Here is a 16305-nt window from a genome sequence, read left to right on the forward strand (position 1 = left end):
TAGAAAAAGGGCAACACACCATACGTGTATCGACCAACTGAGCCCCTTAAAAAGACGGTGGCCTCTGTATCTAGTTATAGTATAACCTTCTACTGCCAGCCAAAGCGAATAGAAGGTTATTTTTTATGGTTTAATTTGACAATTGTAATAACTAAACCTAACAAGGTAACGATGAACGTACCGAAACCTAACATTAAGTGAAGCACTTCTACAATTGAAACCACACAAGGCATCTCCTTTCTAAAGATTTTAACGGCACTTTCATAAGCACCACCTCACTTTATACTGAGATTAGCCACCATCTATCCAACTTGCTCGCTCTTATTTTACTATAATTTTTAATCTCATGACCATTACTTTTAATGACCTTTTTTCACTACGTTATAATCAAAATATTTCAAGCTGATAAGTATAAGATTTAAAAAAAAGAACCCTTAGCTGCATCTGTAAATGGGTTATCTTTCAACATCGTGATTAATGCGACTGCGATAGTCATTAGTGTTGACTCATCCACTGGAATAGGACTCACTCCTTTATTTGACAACCACTGGTTCACTAACACCAAAATTAAACTTAATACTCTTACGATTACTGTTACTTTTACATCCATATTCTTTTCCTCCTCATAATAAAAAGCCGACACAATATGCCGACTTAAACATTTGATAATATTTATATGTTGTGTTAATTTATATATAGAAAAAGGGCAACACACCATAAGTGTATCGCCCCAATGAGCCCGTTAAAAAGACGGTGGCTTTGATAGTTATTTAGTAACCATCTACAACTCGCCAAAGCTAGAGATGGTTATTTTTTATGGTCATTTTTACTAACTAATACTAGGCCAATGATTGTCATGACAATCATTAACATTTCATAATCAGTCAATGTTACTCCTTTCTAGGAGTCAAACCATATTTCATAGGCATCCCCCCATTTATAATGAGATTAGCCACCATCTATCCAACTTGCTCGCTCTTATTTTACTATAATTTTTAATCTCCTGACCATTACTTTTAATGATCTTTTTTCACTACGTTATAATCAAAATATTTCAAGCTGATAAGTATAAGATTCAAAAAAGAACCCCGTCGCAACGGGGTTCTTTTTTGAATCTTATGTAATTTATTCTCTTAGTGTCCTTTTGGGACTACACTTACTATTAACGCTGTTAACAAGCAATTAAAACAGGCCTGTAACTTACATGGTATTAAACAGATAACATCACATGCATTAAGACATACGCATTGCTCTTATCTCCTCGCAAACGATGTTTCTATTTATTATATTTCCAAAAGACTTGGTCATAAAAATATCACTGTTACTACTGAAATATATTCCCATTTATTAGAAGAAAAATATCTTGAAGAAAATAAAAAAGCGATTGAAATTTTATCAGCAATGTAAAATGTATTTTCGGTGCCATGCCGGTGCCATAAAAAATTGTTTTCTATTGTATCGTATAGTAGACAAAATAAAAAGAACCCCGTCGCAACGGGGTTCTTAGTTTTAAAAGGTATGTAGTTTTACTGCTTTAGTGTCCTGGGAGGGATTCGAACCCCCGACCGATGGCTTAGAAGGCCATTGCTCTATCCAACTGAGCTACCAGGACATAATCTTTTTGAATACAAGAATAATTATATCTAACTTAGCCTAATAAAGCAATACTCCGAGCATTAAAAATAAATATGATTTTTCACTATAATAAACCTTTTATCTTATTTTCATACTATTTTTGAAATTTAATTTAAAACAACCGCTGAAACTGCCATATTAATTATTTATCCATTTTAATAATATATAGAAGCGCATACCCATAATGACTCGAATATGCACTAATCATATTATATACTAAATGTTTCACTATCAATTATATCGTGATTTCGATTACGAAAATTTAATTTTGCGCTTTGGTCTTCTTCATTGATCAATAATTCTGCATAAGTTTCTTCAACTCGGCTTCGTGATTGTGAAATACTACCAGGATTAATAACATGAACGCCACCAATATTTTCATATTTTGCCACGTGTGTATGGCCATAAAAAGCAAATTCACAACCTAACGCTGTAGCTTTTTCAGCTAATTTCATTCTTGTACGATTAACGCTATATAAATGACCATGCGTGGAGAAAGCATGAATGCCATTTTTTTCTATTTTTTCTTCGTTTGGAAATTCTGGAGAAAAATCTGTATTTCCTTTTACTCTATGAAAATGACTGAGTTCACTATCATCATAAGCAAATTCAGAATCACCTAAATGCAATGCAACATCTGCATCTTCATGATGATTGATAACATCAAAAAGCACGCCCTGTTCAGTGTGATTATCACTGACTATAATCCATTTTGTCATTAAGCATCACCTTCTAAATAATGTTGTAACTTCTCTATTGCTCTACCCCTATGACTTATTTCGCTTTTTTCTTCAACAGTGAGTTGAGCCATTGTTATATTTTTGTCATCTATATAAAATATCGGATCGTAACCAAACCCATTTTCACCGATTTTATTTAATGTAATTTCTCCTTGGACTGTGCCTTTAAATTGAACTGTTTCTTCATTAGGCGCACTCATGCTAATTACACATACGAACTGCGCACTACGATTTGTTGACCCACCTAATTTGGAAAGGACTTTTTCAATATTAGCATCATCATCTTTAGCCGTGCCAGCATATCGAGCTGAATAAACACCCGGCTCTCCATTTAAAGCAAATACTTCGAGTCCACTATCGTCTGCAATCACACGTTTGTTTAATGCTTTTGCCGCTGCTTCTGATTTTAATTTTGCATTGGCTTCAAAAGTATCACCAGTTTCTTCCACATCAAAATCTTCAATAATTTCAGAAATGCTAATGACATTGAAATCTGGAAAAATAACTTTAAAATCATTTATCTTACCTTTATTATTTGATGCAATTACAATATCCTCCACTATTATGTTCCCTCTTTCTATACTTCTATTTTTTCTACTTTTGTTTCCATATTTAACCATTCTTCTATTATACGTTCGATATGCTCTGTTTCACCCGTAGCAAAAAACCTATGTTCTGGGTGAGCTGTATAAGCAGCATGTTCATTACTAAATGTTAATAATGCGCTTACTTCACGTGCTGTCTCTAAACCAGAAGAAATCACCACTTTTTCGCCACCAAAATAATCGTTTATTGGCTGATAAAGTAAAGGATAATGCGTACAACCTAATATAACAGTATCTGCATTACTATTTCTCCAATGTTTCAATGTTTGATGCACGATAATACTAGTTATTGTAGGATCTTTATAACGCATTTCTTCAACTAAAGGAACAAAGCCAGGACATGCGATACCAGAAACTTCTACATTAGGATTAATGTTTTTAATGTGATATCTATAAGCCTCAGATTTAATTGTACCTTCTGTACCTAAGATTAAAACATCATTATTTTTCGTTGTCATTATTGCTGTTCTCGCACCAGGCTCAATGACACCAATGACTGGTATAGCTAATAATTTTTGTAAATATTTTAAAGCAACTGCCGTCGCAGTATTACAAGCAATAACAAGCATTTTTATATCAAATTCCATCAGCTTTTCAGCTAATTCTGTTGTGAATTTCCTAACTTCTGCGCCTTCTCTCGGGCCATAAGGGCAACGTTTAATATCACCCAAATAATAAATTGTTTCGTGAGGTAGTTGGCGCATGATTTCTTTTGCTACTGTTAACCCACCGACACCCGAGTCTATTACACCAATTGGTTTCTCCATATTCAATTACATCCTTATTCATTTGCTTGTCCTTTATTGTAGCACAGCCTTGTTTTCAAAATCATTTATCAAGACTGAAATACAATATTATTTTTTGCTATACATATATAATTATACCAATTAGCAAATTATGATACCTAGTAAAACAATATAAATGAGCGATAAAAGACTCTACCCATATCTCATGTTTCTTTAAAATCTGAAGATTTTCAAAATAAAAAGACTTAACATCTATTTAAAACAGATGTTAAGTCTTTTGTTTATATTATACGCTATTAATTGACTTGGTGATCTGAACCAAAGAATGATTTAAACATATGGAATGATGTTTCTCTATTTAATGCTGCAATCGATGTTGTTAAAGGAATACCTTTAGGACATGCATTGACACAGTTTTGAGAGTTACCACATGCTTGTAGTCCACCGCCACCCATTAAGGCTTCAAGACGCTCATCTTTTGTCATTGAGCCTGTTGGGTGTAAATTAAATAATCTAACTTGTGAGATTGCTTGTGCACCAACGAAATCATTACTACTTGTAACGTTAGGACAAACTTCTAAACACACACCACATGTCATACATTTTGATAATTCATAAGCTGTTTGACGTTTTTTCTCAGGCATACGAGGTCCAGGACCTAAATCGTAAGTACCATCAATTGGAACCCAAGCTTTCATACGTTTCAAGTTATCGAACATTCTAGTACGGTCAACTTGTAAGTCACGAATAACTGGGAAAGTACTCATTGGTTCTAATTTAATTGGTTGTTCTAATTGATCAACAATTGCAGAACATGATTGTCTTGCTTGTCCGTTAATCACCATTGAACAAGCACCACATACTTCTTCTAAACAGTTCATATCCCAGATTACAGGTGTTGTTTTTTCACCTTTACTGTTAATTGGGTTACGTCTGATTTCCATTAAACATGCTATAACGTTTAAGTTTTCTCTATAAGGAATTTCAAACTCTTCCTCATAAGGTTTTGATTCTTCTGTATCTTGACGTTTAATAATTAATTTGATTGATTTTTGGCTTGGTTGTTGGTTTTGTTCTTCTTGCGCTGCCGTTTCATTTACATCTTTTGTATCTGCCATAATTATTTACCTCCTTTAGACGTCGTAGAGTAGTCTCGTTTACGAGGTGGAATTAAGCTTATATCAACATCTTCGTAAGTGAATTTAGGCGCTTCTGTTTTTCCTTGATATGTTGCTAAAGTAGTTTTTAACCATTCTTCATCATTTCTATCAGGGAATTCTGGTTTGTAATGTGCACCACGAGATTCATTTCGGTTGTATGCACCGATTGTAATTACACGGGCAAGTACAAGCATGTTCCATAATTGACGAGTGAAGAATACTGCTTGGTTACTCCAAGTTTGAGTATCTTCAATATCAATATTGTTATAACGCTCCATTAATTCTAAAATCTTTTTATCAGTTTCTAATAAAGTTTTATTTTCACGAACAACGGTTACGTTAGCTGTCATAACTTCTCCGAGCTCTCTATGCAATTTGTACGCATTTTCTGAACCTTGCATATTGAGTAATTTATCAAATTTCTCTTGTTCTTCTTTTACACGTTTTTCAAAGATACTATCATCTAAGTCAGCGTAAGAAGTTTCAATGTTAGAAATATATTCAATAGCATTTGGACCTGCAACTGTACCACCATAAATTGCTGACAATAGTGAGTTGGCACCTAAACGGTTACCACCATGTTGTGAATAATCACATTCTCCAGCTGCGAACAAGCCTTTGATATTTGTCATTTGATCGTAATCTACATATAGCCCGCCCATTGAGTAATGCACTGCAGGGAAGATTTTCATTGGTACTTTACGAGGATCATCACCTGTGAATTTCTCATAAATCTCAATGATACCACCTAATTTTACATCTAATTCATGTGGATCTTTATGTGATAAATCAAGGTAAACCATGTTTTCACCGTTGATACCTAATTTTTGGTTTACGCAGACGTCAAAGATTTCACGGGTAGCAACGTCACGTGGTACAAGGTTACCGTAGTCTGGGTATTTCTCTTCTAAGAAGTACCAAGGTTTACCATCTTTATAAGTCCAAATACGTCCACCTTCACCACGCGCAGATTCACTCATTAATCTAAGTTTATCATCACCAGGAATTGCTGTTGGATGGATTTGAATAAATTCACCATTTGCATACATTGCACCTTGTTGATAAACAATTGATGCTGCTGAACCTGTGTTAATCATTGAGTTCGTTGTCTTACCAAAGATAATACCTGGACCGCCTGTAGCCATGATAACTGCATCAGAACCAAATGATTCAATACCAGATGTCGTCACGTTTTGAGCAACGATACCTCTTGCCATGTTGTCATCATCTTTAACTATACCTAAGAATTCCCAGCCTTCGTATTTAGTAACTAAACCATCTACTTCAAAACTACGAACTTGTTCATCTAAAGCGTATAGTAGCTGTTGACCAGTTGTTGCACCAGCGTATGCTGTTCTGTGATGCATTGTTCCACCAAAACGTCTAAAGTCTAATAAACCTTCATTTGTTCTATTGAACATTACACCCATACGGTCTAGTAAATGAATGATCTTAGGTGCTGCATCTGTCATTGCTTGAACTGGTGGTTGGTTTGCTAAGAAATCTCCACCATATATTGTATCGTCTAAGTGAACTGCGGGCGAGTCGCCTTCACCTTTTGTATTTACTGCTCCGTTGATTCCACCTTGTGCGCACACAGAGTGTGAACGTTTAACAGGAACAAGTGAGAACAAGTCGACATGCGCTCCTTGTTCTGCTGCTTTAATTGTTGACATTAGACCGGCAAGTCCTCCACCGACAACAATAACTTTCTTCTCTGCCATAAATTGTCACTCCCCTAAATATAAATCTGAAACTTATTTTTTATCTTATAAAAACGCAAGAATAGCACTTATACCAATGTATGAAACTACGATAAATACCACTAATGAAACCCATGTGAAAATTTGTTGTGATTTTTGTGATTGTAATACACCCCATGTTACTAAGAATGACCATAAACCATTCGCAAAGTGGAATGTAACAGCTAATAAACAGACAATATAGAAAACCAACCAAAATGGGTTAGTTACAATGTCATGTACCATGTCGAAATTTACTTCATGACCTAACGCACGTTGAATACGTGTTTGCCATACATGAATAGCAACAAACACAAAAGTGATAACACCTGTTATACGTTGTAGTAGGAACATCCAGTTTCTAAAAGCTGAGTAATGCCCTACGTTCTCTTTTGCCGTAAAGGCAATATGTACACCATAAACTGCGTGATACAGAATCGGAATGTAAATCAATACAAATTCCAATACAATTAAGAAAGGTAAAGATTCAATGAATCCAGCCGCTTGGTTAAATGCTTCTGCACCTTTCGTTGCTTGGTGGTTTACGAGTAAATGGAAAATTAAAAATCCACCTATAGGTATGACACCAAGTAAAGAATGTAAACGTCTTAAATAGAATTGATTTTTCGAGTATGCCAAAAGGAAGTTCCCCCCTGTGAAACAGTTGATTTTTTTGAAATTCTTTCTTAGAAATATATAAAGCGATTACATAATTTCTTTCGAAAACAAACGTACAACACTAAATTATAATATTATATGTTTGTTGCAATATAATATTATGCCGTATGATTCTAAACATTTAAGCGAATCCTTAATTGAATATTACTCAATGTTTAAAAGGTTTGATTTCAAATGATAATTTTTCTCAATTAGAAAACGCTTCCACATACTTTTAAAAAAAGAATTCCTCTTATTTGCTATTGTAACACTAATTAAAAACAATTTGGGCATGAGAATGATTCTCATGCCATAAACATTTTATTTTTTATTGTATAAGGCTTGATGTAAATTTTGGGCTACATTTTGTGGTAAGCCTGATGCTTTCAAATCATCAATACTTGCTTCTTTCATTTTTTTAATTGAACCAAACGTTCGCAACAATTTCGTTTTACGCTTGGCACCAATACCATCTACTGTATCTAATACTGATTGCAAACCTGTTTTTTGGCGTGTTTGTCTATGAAAAGTAATAGCAAATCTATGCACTTCATCTTGTATCCTTTGTAACAGATAAAATGCTTGACTGTTTTTTTTGAGCGGAACGATTTCAGCACTTTCTCCATATAATATCTCTGACGTTTGATGCTTATCATTTTTACGAAGGCCAGAAACAGGGATATCTAATCCTAATTCATTCTCAAGCACATCTATTACACCACTCATATGCCCTTTACCACCATCTACAATAATTAAATCTGGCAATGGTGCGCCTTCATTTAGGACGCGCGTATAGCGCCTACGTACCACTTCACGCATTGATTTATAATCATCTGGCCCATCTACTGTTTTAATTTTATATTTTCGATATCCTTTTTTATTTGGTTTACCATCAATAAACGAGACCATAGCGGAAACTGGATTGACACCTTGTATATTAGAATTATCAAACGCTTCAATTCTAATTGGTGTTTGAATGCCCATACGGTCACCAAGCTCTTCAATTGCTTTAACTGTTCGGGACTCGTCTTTTGCGATTAACTCGAATTTATTTTCAAGCGTTACTTCAGCATTATGATTCGCTAAATCTACCAATTCTTTCTTTTTTCCTTTCATAGGTTGGACAATTTTTGTATCTACGACTGAACCAACCATTGCTTTATCTAAATGTTGCGGAATGTGCACTTCTTTAGGTAACAAGTGTTGATTCAAATCATAAAATTGACCGATAAAAGTATAGAATTCTTCTTCTTCTGTTTGTTGTATCGGTATCATCGTTGCATCACGTTTAATCATATTACCTTGGCGAACGAAAAACACTTGAATACACATCCAACCTTTAGATACGCTATAACCAAAAACATCTCTTATTGTATAGTCTGATGTTGTGATTTTTTGTTTTTTAGTTAAATTATGAATATGCTGAATTAAATCTCTATACTCTTTTGCTCTTTCAAAATCTAACGTTTCACTCGCATCTTTCATATTTTGTTCTAAATTATGCAAAATCGTTTTATCTTCACCATTTAAGAAATCTGAAACCTCTTTGGTCATTTCTGCATATTTTTCTAATTCAACTGGATAGACACATGGGCCGAGGCATTGACCAATGTGATAGTATAAACACAATTTGTCAGGCATTTTATCACATTTTCTAAATGGATAAATACGATCAAGTAATTTTTTTGTCTCTTGCGCAGAATAAGCATTAGGATAAGGGCCAAAATACTTGCCGGTACCCTTTTTAACTGTTCTTGTAACAATTAACCGCGGATATTTTTCTTTAGTAATTTTAATAAAAGGATAACTTTTATCGTCTTTTAATAAAATATTATATCTTGGTTGATATTGTTTGATAAGGTTAAGCTCCAATAACAGTGATTCAGTCTCACTAGACGTGACAATAAACTCAAAATTTCGAATCTCTCCAACTAAACGTGTTGTCTTTGCATCGTGAGCTCCAGTAAAATAAGACCTTAATCTGTTTCTTAATTTCTTCGCCTTACCGACATAAATAATTTGGTCATTACGATCTTTCATCAAATAACAACCTGGTTCAGTTGGTACAACTGTGAGTTTCTGTTTGATTTGTTCTTGATACGTCTCCACGTTAATGTCTCCTCCTTTCACTTCATATTTCCTTTAAATCTATATAATACAACGACATGAAAGTAAATATACATCATGTTTTAGTTAATAATTTTTAATCATATATACATCTCATTATTTGAGTTGTTAAATATTACCTACAATCTATTATAAATAGTACCGACGCATTAAACAATCTATTGAAACGCTAATAAATTGAAAACTGGGACATTAAATAAATTAATGTCCCAGCTTTGCTAGTGATTTACTATAAATGTTTCTCGATTACTTCTGCTAAGTTTTCTTTAGGTTGGAAACCTACTACTTTATCTACTGGTTCGCCATCTTTAAATACGATTAAAGTTGGGATACTCATAACTTCAAATTTAGCAGCTGTTGATGGATTTTCATCTACATCAAGTTTTAAAATATTAGCTTTGCCATCATAGTCACCAGCTAATTCTTCTAATACTGGAGCAATCATCTTACAAGGGCCACACCATGTTGCCCAAAAATCTACTAAATTTACACCTGATTTGATATTTTCATCAAAGTTTGAATCTGTTGCTTTTACGATTGCCATAACTGCCAATCCTCCTTAAATTTCAAATGATGAAGAAATTATAACAGACTTTATATCATTCTGCATATTTCTTGCTCACGCTTATTTTAATTCTGCCACGGTAACGCCAAATCCACCTTCGCTTGGCATTCCGTTTCTATATGATGACACACTTTTATGTCGTTTTAAATGTTTTTGCACACCTTTTTGTAAAGCACCTGTACCTTTACCATGAATAATATAGACTTGTTCATAATTACTCAACACTGCTTGGTCTAAATATTGATCAACAGCTACCATTGCTTCATCATATCGATAACCACGTAAATCAAGTTCCATTTTAATACTTTGTCGGTTTTCTCGTTTAATCATCTTGGTAGGTGTTTCTTGGGTTTTCTTCGTTTTCTCTAAATCTTCTAATGGTAATTTCATTTTTATGATACCCATCTGTACTACCGCTTCTTTATCACCTATTAACTCTAACACTTCACCTTTTTGACCATACGTCAGTACTTTTACTTCATCTCCAGCTTTAATCTCGTCCCATTTTTGCTTTTGAACATTTTGTTTCAGTGATTTAGCTTCGTACTGGTCTTCAAGCTGTTTCTTCTTATCAATTAACTCATGCTCTTTAACATCAGCACCTTTTTTATCTCTAAGATCACGTAACTCTTTAAGAATGTCATCTGCTTCTTTCGTAGCCGATTTCACACGTTGATTCGCTTTTTCTTTCGCTTCACTTAAAAGTTGTTTTTCATAATTTTGATATTGCGCATACTGTTTAGCAAGTGCATCACGCGCTTCTTGTGCTTCTCTTACTAGCTGATCTAATTCAATACGTTGTTCGTCAACACGTTTAGAATTATGTTCTAATGAGGCAATCATTTCATTAATTTCTTGTTCATCTTGCCCAATCATTGATTTGGCTTTTTGAATCACTTGCATATTAAGTCCTAATTTTTTAGAAATATCAAACGCGTTTGATCGTCCAGGAACACCCATTAATAATTTATAAGTCGGACTTAATGTATTAACATCAAATTCTACACTGGCATTCATTACGCCTTCCCTATTATAGCTATATGCTTTTAATTCAGGATAGTGTGTCGTAGCCATTACAAGTGAACCAATTTCATGTACATGATCTAATATACTCATTGCTAATGCAGCCCCTTCACTTGGGTCTGTCCCTGCACCTAATTCATCAAATAAAATCAAACTATTTTTTGTCGCGTCTTGAAGTATTTCAACAATATTTTTCATATGAGAAGAAAACGTTGATAAAGACTGCTCAATAGATTGTTCGTCACCAATGTCACAATACACATTTTCAAAAATACTTAATTTACTGCCATCAAGTGTAGGAATTAGCATGCCTGATTGAGCCATAGCAATAATTAATCCCAGTGTCTTGAGCGTTACCGTTTTACCACCCGTATTTGGTCCCGTTATAATCACAGTTTCTATATTTTGAGCAAATTCAATCGTATTCGCCACAACAGAGGTTCTATCTAGCAAAGGATGAAATGCTTTTGGTAGATAAACAGTTCTATCCGTAGTAAATTCTGGTTTCGTACCTTTAATTGATCTTGCATAACGTGCTTTAGCTGTTAAAAAATCAATTTGACCCATAATAGATTCTGAAATCAAACAAGCGTCTGCTTCTTCAGCAACCTGTACAGTTAGTTCAGTCAATATACGTTCACGCTCTACCGCTTCATCGTTACGGAAACTACTAATTTGATTACTCATTTCTACAATTGAGGAAGGTTCTATATACAATGTTTGACCAGAAGCTGATTGATCATGCACAATCCCGTTAAAATCTTGACGATACTCAGCTTTTACTGGTATAACATTACGATCGTTACGTACTGTCACAATTGCATCAGAAAGTTTTTTCTGGTTGCCTTGATGCTTTACAATTTTATCTAAATTTTGTTTTATGCGTTGCGTTGTTTTAGAAATCTTACTTCTAATACCTTGTAATTCGTAACTAGCATCATCAAATAAATCATAAGCATCACATTTTTGATGTATATTTTGATACAAGTCTGATAAAACAGGGAGTTGTTCCATTCTATCGTTTAGAATTGGGTAATTAATTTCTTCTTCTTCGTTCAACAAACTATTATAAAATGTTTTATATTGATTTTGTATTTGTATTAAGCGTTTAATTACATTTAATTCGCTAACATTGAGTACGCCACCAATTGTCGCTCTATGAATAAATGAAGATATTTTTGCTAAACCACTTAAACTTGGCATGCGATGCTTATTATAGATTTGAGCTATTTCATCTGTTTCATTCATTTGAAATTCGACAGTATTGAAATCAGTTGCTGGAGTCATCGCTACAACTTTTTCTTTACCTAAATCACTTATTGTTTCATTCTCTACAAGTGCTTTTATTTTGTCGAATTCCAGGACATTTAATGATTTCTGTCTCATATAATCCCTCTATTTCTTCAATTTAATGTTATTTTCTATAAGCGATTTAAACGCCTCTCGTGACATCGTATTGATTACTCTGTCTTTTTTAACAAACCCTTTTTGTGCAGTCGCCACACCGTACTTCATGAATTCAAGATGATCTACGTGATGGGCATCCGTATTAATAGTTAATTTAACATTCGGATGTTTTTTAACTGTTTCGGCATTTAGATCTAACCGTTTAGGGTTTGCATTAATTTCTAAAATCGTGTTTGTCTCTTCGGCAATCTCACATAATCTATCAATATCTGGTTCATAACCTGGGCGTTTACCAATAATACGACCAGTTGGATGTGCAATATGTCTAACATATGGATTGCGACATGCGTTTTCTAAGCGTTTCATAATGTCTTCCTGCGATTGGTTAAAACTTTGATGTATTGCTGCAATAACATAATCTAATTGCGCCAATACTTCATCGTCATAGTCTAAACGGCCATCAGGAAGTATGTCCATTTCAATACCTGAGTAAATATCAATTTCTTCATATTTATTATTCAAGGCTTTGATCTCTTCATTTTGGCGTAATAGGCGCTCAACTGACAAACCATTGGCAACTTTTAAGCTTTGAGAGTGATCTGTAATCACCATGAATTGATGGCCTTTAGCAATGTTAGCTTCTATCATCTCTTCAATACTGAATGCACCATCACTATACGTCGTATGCATATGAATATCACCATTAATGTCATCTAATTTTATAATTTCTGACAGGTCTTTATCAAACTCGCTTCCATCTTCCCGCATTGCTGGGTCAATCCATTTCACACCGAAATGATCATAAATTTCTTTTTCACTTTGATATTGCAGCAATTCGCCATTTGCTTGTTCAATGCCATATTCACTCACTTTTTCATCTTTTTCTTTAGCTAACTGACGAATACGAATATTATGATCTTTAGAACCAGTGAAATGCTGTAGTGTGTGATAGAAAGCTGAAGGTTCGATTAACCTGAAATCTACACCTATTGTTTCATCATCATAAGTTACTTCTAATGATACTTTTGTTTGTCCAACAGCTACTTCTTTAACTTTATTAGGTATATCAAGTAATGCCTGTTGTACTTTAGTTGGTTCATTTGTACTTATAATATAGTCTAAATCTTTACTCATTTCTTTAAATCTTCTATAACTACCAGCAACTTCGTATTGTTCGATACCTTCAATTGAGGATAAATGTTCATTAATTTCAATGTTTAAGCCTCGCATTTGATCAATAGGGTATTTATCTTTTTTCGCACCAAGCGCTTTAACTGCCTCTAAGATATTTTGTTCCGTTTTTTTAGCAAAGCCGCTTAATTCACTCACTTCACCAGCTTCACAGGCTTTTTGTAATGCTTCTTTACCATCTATATTTAATTCTTTATAAAGTTTCGCTATTTTCTTGCTACCTAATCCCTGTATTTTCAGTAAAGGGATTAGCCCTTCTGGTACTTCTTCTTGTAGTGACTCTAATGTCGAAGAAATTCCTTCTTGTTGATATTCTTTAATTACGTCTCCTACACCTTTACCAATACCTTTTAACTCTGTGACATCCTCTATTTGATCAAGTGGACGTTCATCTATTTCAAGACTTTGAGCTGCTTTTCTATAAGCTGAAACTTTAAATGTGTTTTCACCTTTTAATTCCATATAAGTAGCTATTTTTTCTAATAATTGAATAATATCTTTTTTTGTCATTACTTTCACTCCATAAAAAAAGGTCAAGACAGATTACTGTTATGCGTTCATCAGTAAATTGGTTATGCCCTGACCTCCTGTATTTTAAAAATCTATATATTTTACGAAAATTATGCTAGCTATATGTTTAATACAAACGTCGATACATAAGGTGTATGTAATAACATATATTCTGCAATAATCGAGCTTGAAAGTTGCTGTTGTATGAATTCTAATGGATAAAGTGCTGCACTATACAATAATGTTGTGCAGATAATAATTGAAGATATTATTCCCATTAACATACCAATAAATCGACTTATTAAATTGAGCCCTCGGTATTGAATAACCTTATCAAAGACAACAATAACCCCATAACAAATTATCTTGGTAATTGTCGCTACGATTAAAAATGCAATAATGTGGTCGAATCGCTGTTGTAGGTTATCAAATTGAAAAGCATAATTCAAATCGTAAGCTTGTGTTTTAGGAAAAGGTATAAATAATTCCAATCGTTGAGATATTTGCAAATAAAATCGTTGCGCTACCCATAATGAAAACAACGTAGCACCTAGATGTAATGCACTAAACCATACACCTCTTCTAAATCCAATCATTCCTATGTAAATAAAAACAATTACAATTAATATATCAAAAATCATTATTCATCACTGTTTTTCAGTTGTTTTATTTCTTGTTGCAGACGATGATTTTCCTCTTCTAATTGTACTTTTTCATGCATAATATTTACTGCTGTTAATATTGCTTTTCTTGTCGTGTCTAAGCCTGCACTCTTACTACCTAGTTCTTTAATCCTTTCATCGACGAGATGTGCTACATAACGGATATGTTCAGGGTTGTCCTCTCCGACAATTGTATAACGCTGATCATTTATAGTGACGTTAATCCGATTTTTAAACTCTCCCATATAATAACTCCTGACTTTTGTTTATATTTCCGAATTCATTCTCTAATTGATTCTTTTAAGTGTTTAATTTAGTAATTTATACTATTTATTACGAACCATTATACACGACAAAATATTATTTTGTAAGAGGTGTGATTTGTAATATTTGAAATATTTGTTATTTATAACATTTTTGACAATGTAAATGAAAACGCCTCTACATAAACTTTTAATAGATGGTGCTTTCACTAGTAGCTCGGTTATTTATACTTGTGATATGATATTCATTGTTGAAATATAAATATTAGTAATCCATATAAAGTGAGGCCAAAAAACATGACAAATGTTGTACTTAAATTAACAAATCAAGAAATCCAGCAATTAATGTCTAAAATTCAATTTGATACATCGAATGTTTCTCAAGGAATGAAAGGCAAAACCAAATATAAAAGCACTTCAATTTCAATTTACAATTCAAATAAAGTCATGTTTCAAGGTAAAGATGCAGATAATATAGCATCTCAACTCTTACCTAATACAGCTAAACCTGCACAATCTAAAACGAATTCAGTTAAAAAAACTTCTAGCACTAATAAAACTATTCGATATAACAATTATCAATGTATTGGTAGTGATGAAGCAGGCAGTGGCGATTATTTCGGTCCACTTACTGTATGTGCTGCTTATGTTTCCAAAAAGAATGTACAAGTATTAAAAACGCTTGGCGTTGATGATTCTAAGAAATTGACTGATGCAAAAATCGTTGAATTAGCTGAACAACTTGTAACTTTTATCCCTCATTCTTTGTTAACTATGCACAATGAAAAATATAACGAAAAACAAAAATCTGGCTGGTCACAAGTTAAAATGAAAGCAGTATTACATAACGAAGCAATCAAAAATGTAACACAAAAGATAGATACTGATGCATTAGACTATATTGTCATTGATCAATTTGCTGAGGCTGGTGTATATAAACGCTATGCTCTAACCGATTTACCCTTCAGTACTAAAACAAAATTCGAAACAAAAGGTGAATCTAAATCTATAGCAATTGCGGCAGCCAGTATTATTTCACGTTATGCCTTTGTTAAAAATATGGATAGTCTCTCGCGTTCTGCTAAAACAGAGATTCCGAAAGGAGCTAGCAATAAAGTCGACCTTGCAGCAGCTAAAATCATTGATCGTAAAGGCATTGACTATCTAGACTCTATTACTAAAAAGCATTTTGCTAACCGTTCAAAAGCAGAAAAATTAGTACAAAATAAACATCGTTAGCAACTAAATTCACTATTAATATTATAACTTTAG

15 protein-coding genes, 1 tRNA gene and 1 pseudogene are annotated in these 16305 nt (G+C 33.6%); 2 read left to right on the forward strand and 15 right to left on the reverse strand.

Annotated features, from left to right (window positions below):
• Positions 1–116 precede the first annotated feature (116 nt).
• Complete coding sequence (locus NSR03_RS07105; protein WP_021338680.1) at positions 117–224, reverse strand: putative holin-like toxin; 108 nt, start codon at positions 222–224, stop codon at positions 117–119.
• A gap of 194 nt (positions 225–418) precedes the next feature.
• The gene (locus NSR03_RS07110; RefSeq protein WP_069820783.1) at positions 419–610 is read right to left on the reverse strand and encodes a phage holin; all 192 of its coding nucleotides are present in this window, start codon (positions 608–610) and stop codon (positions 419–421) included.
• 536 nt (positions 611–1146) lie between these two features.
• On the opposite strand from NSR03_RS07110, the pseudogene NSR03_RS07115 reads away from it, so the two are divergent.
• Positions 1147–1407, forward strand: a pseudogene (locus tag NSR03_RS07115) (tyrosine-type recombinase/integrase); the annotation flags it as partial.
• 131 nt (positions 1408–1538) lie between these two features.
• Here the strand turns inward: NSR03_RS07115 and NSR03_RS07120 are convergent.
• From NSR03_RS07120 to zapA, 13 genes are all read right to left on the reverse strand, one after another.
• Positions 1539–1612 (reverse strand) — tRNA-Arg (locus tag NSR03_RS07120).
• Positions 1613–1844: 232 nt separating this feature from the next.
• Positions 1845–2354, reverse strand: coding sequence for a YfcE family phosphodiesterase (locus tag NSR03_RS07125; RefSeq protein ID WP_002507954.1), 510 nt, complete (start codon positions 2352–2354; stop codon positions 1845–1847).
• Positions 2354–2935, reverse strand: a complete 582-nt coding sequence (locus tag NSR03_RS07130; RefSeq protein ID WP_069801765.1) for an XTP/dITP diphosphatase — start codon at positions 2933–2935, stop codon at positions 2354–2356. Before NSR03_RS07130 ends, NSR03_RS07125 begins: the two co-directional genes overlap by 1 nt.
• Before the next feature lie 17 nt (positions 2936–2952).
• Positions 2953–3747: a glutamate racemase gene (gene racE / locus NSR03_RS07135; protein WP_002507956.1), complete on the reverse strand. Its 795-nt coding sequence runs from the start codon at positions 3745–3747 to the stop codon at positions 2953–2955.
• A 275-nt stretch (positions 3748–4022) separates the two neighbouring features.
• Positions 4023–4844, reverse strand: a complete 822-nt coding sequence (gene sdhB, locus NSR03_RS07140) for a succinate dehydrogenase iron-sulfur subunit (protein ID WP_069801763.1) — start codon at positions 4842–4844, stop codon at positions 4023–4025.
• Between the two features lie 2 nt (positions 4845–4846).
• The gene (sdhA, locus tag NSR03_RS07145; RefSeq protein WP_002507958.1) at positions 4847–6610 is read right to left on the reverse strand and encodes a succinate dehydrogenase flavoprotein subunit; all 1764 of its coding nucleotides are present in this window, start codon (positions 6608–6610) and stop codon (positions 4847–4849) included.
• 45 nt (positions 6611–6655) lie between these two features.
• Positions 6656–7267 (reverse strand): succinate dehydrogenase cytochrome b558 subunit, encoded by a 612-nt coding sequence (locus NSR03_RS07150; protein ID WP_002507959.1) that lies wholly within the window; start codon positions 7265–7267, stop codon positions 6656–6658.
• Positions 7268–7606: 339 nt separating this feature from the next.
• Positions 7607–9394: an excinuclease ABC subunit UvrC gene (uvrC, locus tag NSR03_RS07155; protein ID WP_046465188.1), complete on the reverse strand. Its 1788-nt coding sequence runs from the start codon at positions 9392–9394 to the stop codon at positions 7607–7609.
• Positions 9395–9641: 247 nt separating this feature from the next.
• Positions 9642–9956, reverse strand: coding sequence for a thioredoxin (gene trxA / locus NSR03_RS07160; RefSeq protein WP_002507961.1), 315 nt, complete (start codon positions 9954–9956; stop codon positions 9642–9644).
• Positions 9957–10037: 81 nt separating this feature from the next.
• Complete coding sequence (locus NSR03_RS07165) at positions 10038–12386, reverse strand: endonuclease MutS2 (RefSeq protein WP_046465187.1); 2349 nt, start codon at positions 12384–12386, stop codon at positions 10038–10040.
• A 9-nt stretch (positions 12387–12395) separates the two neighbouring features.
• Entirely contained in the window at positions 12396–14108 is a 1713-nt protein-coding gene (gene polX, locus NSR03_RS07170) for a DNA polymerase/3'-5' exonuclease PolX (protein WP_021338673.1), read from the reverse strand.
• 119 nt (positions 14109–14227) lie between these two features.
• Positions 14228–14749, reverse strand: a complete 522-nt coding sequence (locus tag NSR03_RS07175) for a CvpA family protein (protein ID WP_002512279.1) — start codon at positions 14747–14749, stop codon at positions 14228–14230.
• Positions 14749–15015 carry a cell division protein ZapA gene (gene zapA, locus NSR03_RS07180; RefSeq protein ID WP_002507965.1) on the reverse strand — a complete coding sequence of 89 codons (267 nt, stop codon included), beginning with the start codon at positions 15013–15015 and terminating at the stop codon, positions 14749–14751. Before zapA ends, NSR03_RS07175 begins: the two co-directional genes overlap by 1 nt.
• Positions 15016–15330: 315 nt before the next feature.
• Here zapA and rnhC point away from each other — a divergent pair, with 315 nt between their 5' ends.
• Positions 15331–16272, forward strand: a complete 942-nt coding sequence (gene rnhC, locus NSR03_RS07185; protein WP_069801757.1) for a ribonuclease HIII — start codon at positions 15331–15333, stop codon at positions 16270–16272.
• Positions 16273–16305: the final 33 nt, after the last annotated feature.

This window comes from Staphylococcus sp. FSL W8-1207 (assembly GCF_038003745.1).
Taxonomy (GTDB): domain Bacteria; phylum Bacillota; class Bacilli; order Staphylococcales; family Staphylococcaceae; genus Staphylococcus; species Staphylococcus equorum.

Excerpts from the sequence above, each read along its gene's own strand:
- NSR03_RS07175 (WP_002512279.1), bottom strand. The coding sequence starts at position 14,749 with ATGATTTTTGATATATTAATTGTAATTGTTTTTATTTACATAGGAATG.
- polX (WP_021338673.1), bottom strand. The coding sequence starts at position 14,108 with ATGACAAAAAAAGATATTATTCAATTATTAGAAAAAATAGCTACTTAT.
- trxA (WP_002507961.1), bottom strand. The coding sequence starts at position 9,956 with ATGGCAATCGTAAAAGCAACAGATTCAAACTTTGATGAAAATATCAAA.
- NSR03_RS07125 (WP_002507954.1), bottom strand. The coding sequence starts at position 2,354 with ATGACAAAATGGATTATAGTCAGTGATAATCACACTGAACAGGGCGTG.
- racE (WP_002507956.1), bottom strand. The coding sequence starts at position 3,747 with ATGGAGAAACCAATTGGTGTAATAGACTCGGGTGTCGGTGGGTTAACA.
- sdhA (WP_002507958.1), bottom strand. The coding sequence starts at position 6,610 with ATGGCAGAGAAGAAAGTTATTGTTGTCGGTGGAGGACTTGCCGGTCTA.
- NSR03_RS07110 (WP_069820783.1), bottom strand. The coding sequence starts at position 610 with ATGGATGTAAAAGTAACAGTAATCGTAAGAGTATTAAGTTTAATTTTG.
- NSR03_RS07165 (WP_046465187.1), bottom strand. The coding sequence starts at position 12,386 with ATGAGACAGAAATCATTAAATGTCCTGGAATTCGACAAAATAAAAGCA.
- sdhB (WP_069801763.1), bottom strand. The coding sequence starts at position 4,844 with ATGGCAGATACAAAAGATGTAAATGAAACGGCAGCGCAAGAAGAACAA.
- rnhC (WP_069801757.1), top strand. The coding sequence starts at position 15,331 with ATGACAAATGTTGTACTTAAATTAACAAATCAAGAAATCCAGCAATTA.
- zapA (WP_002507965.1), bottom strand. The coding sequence starts at position 15,015 with ATGGGAGAGTTTAAAAATCGGATTAACGTCACTATAAATGATCAGCGT.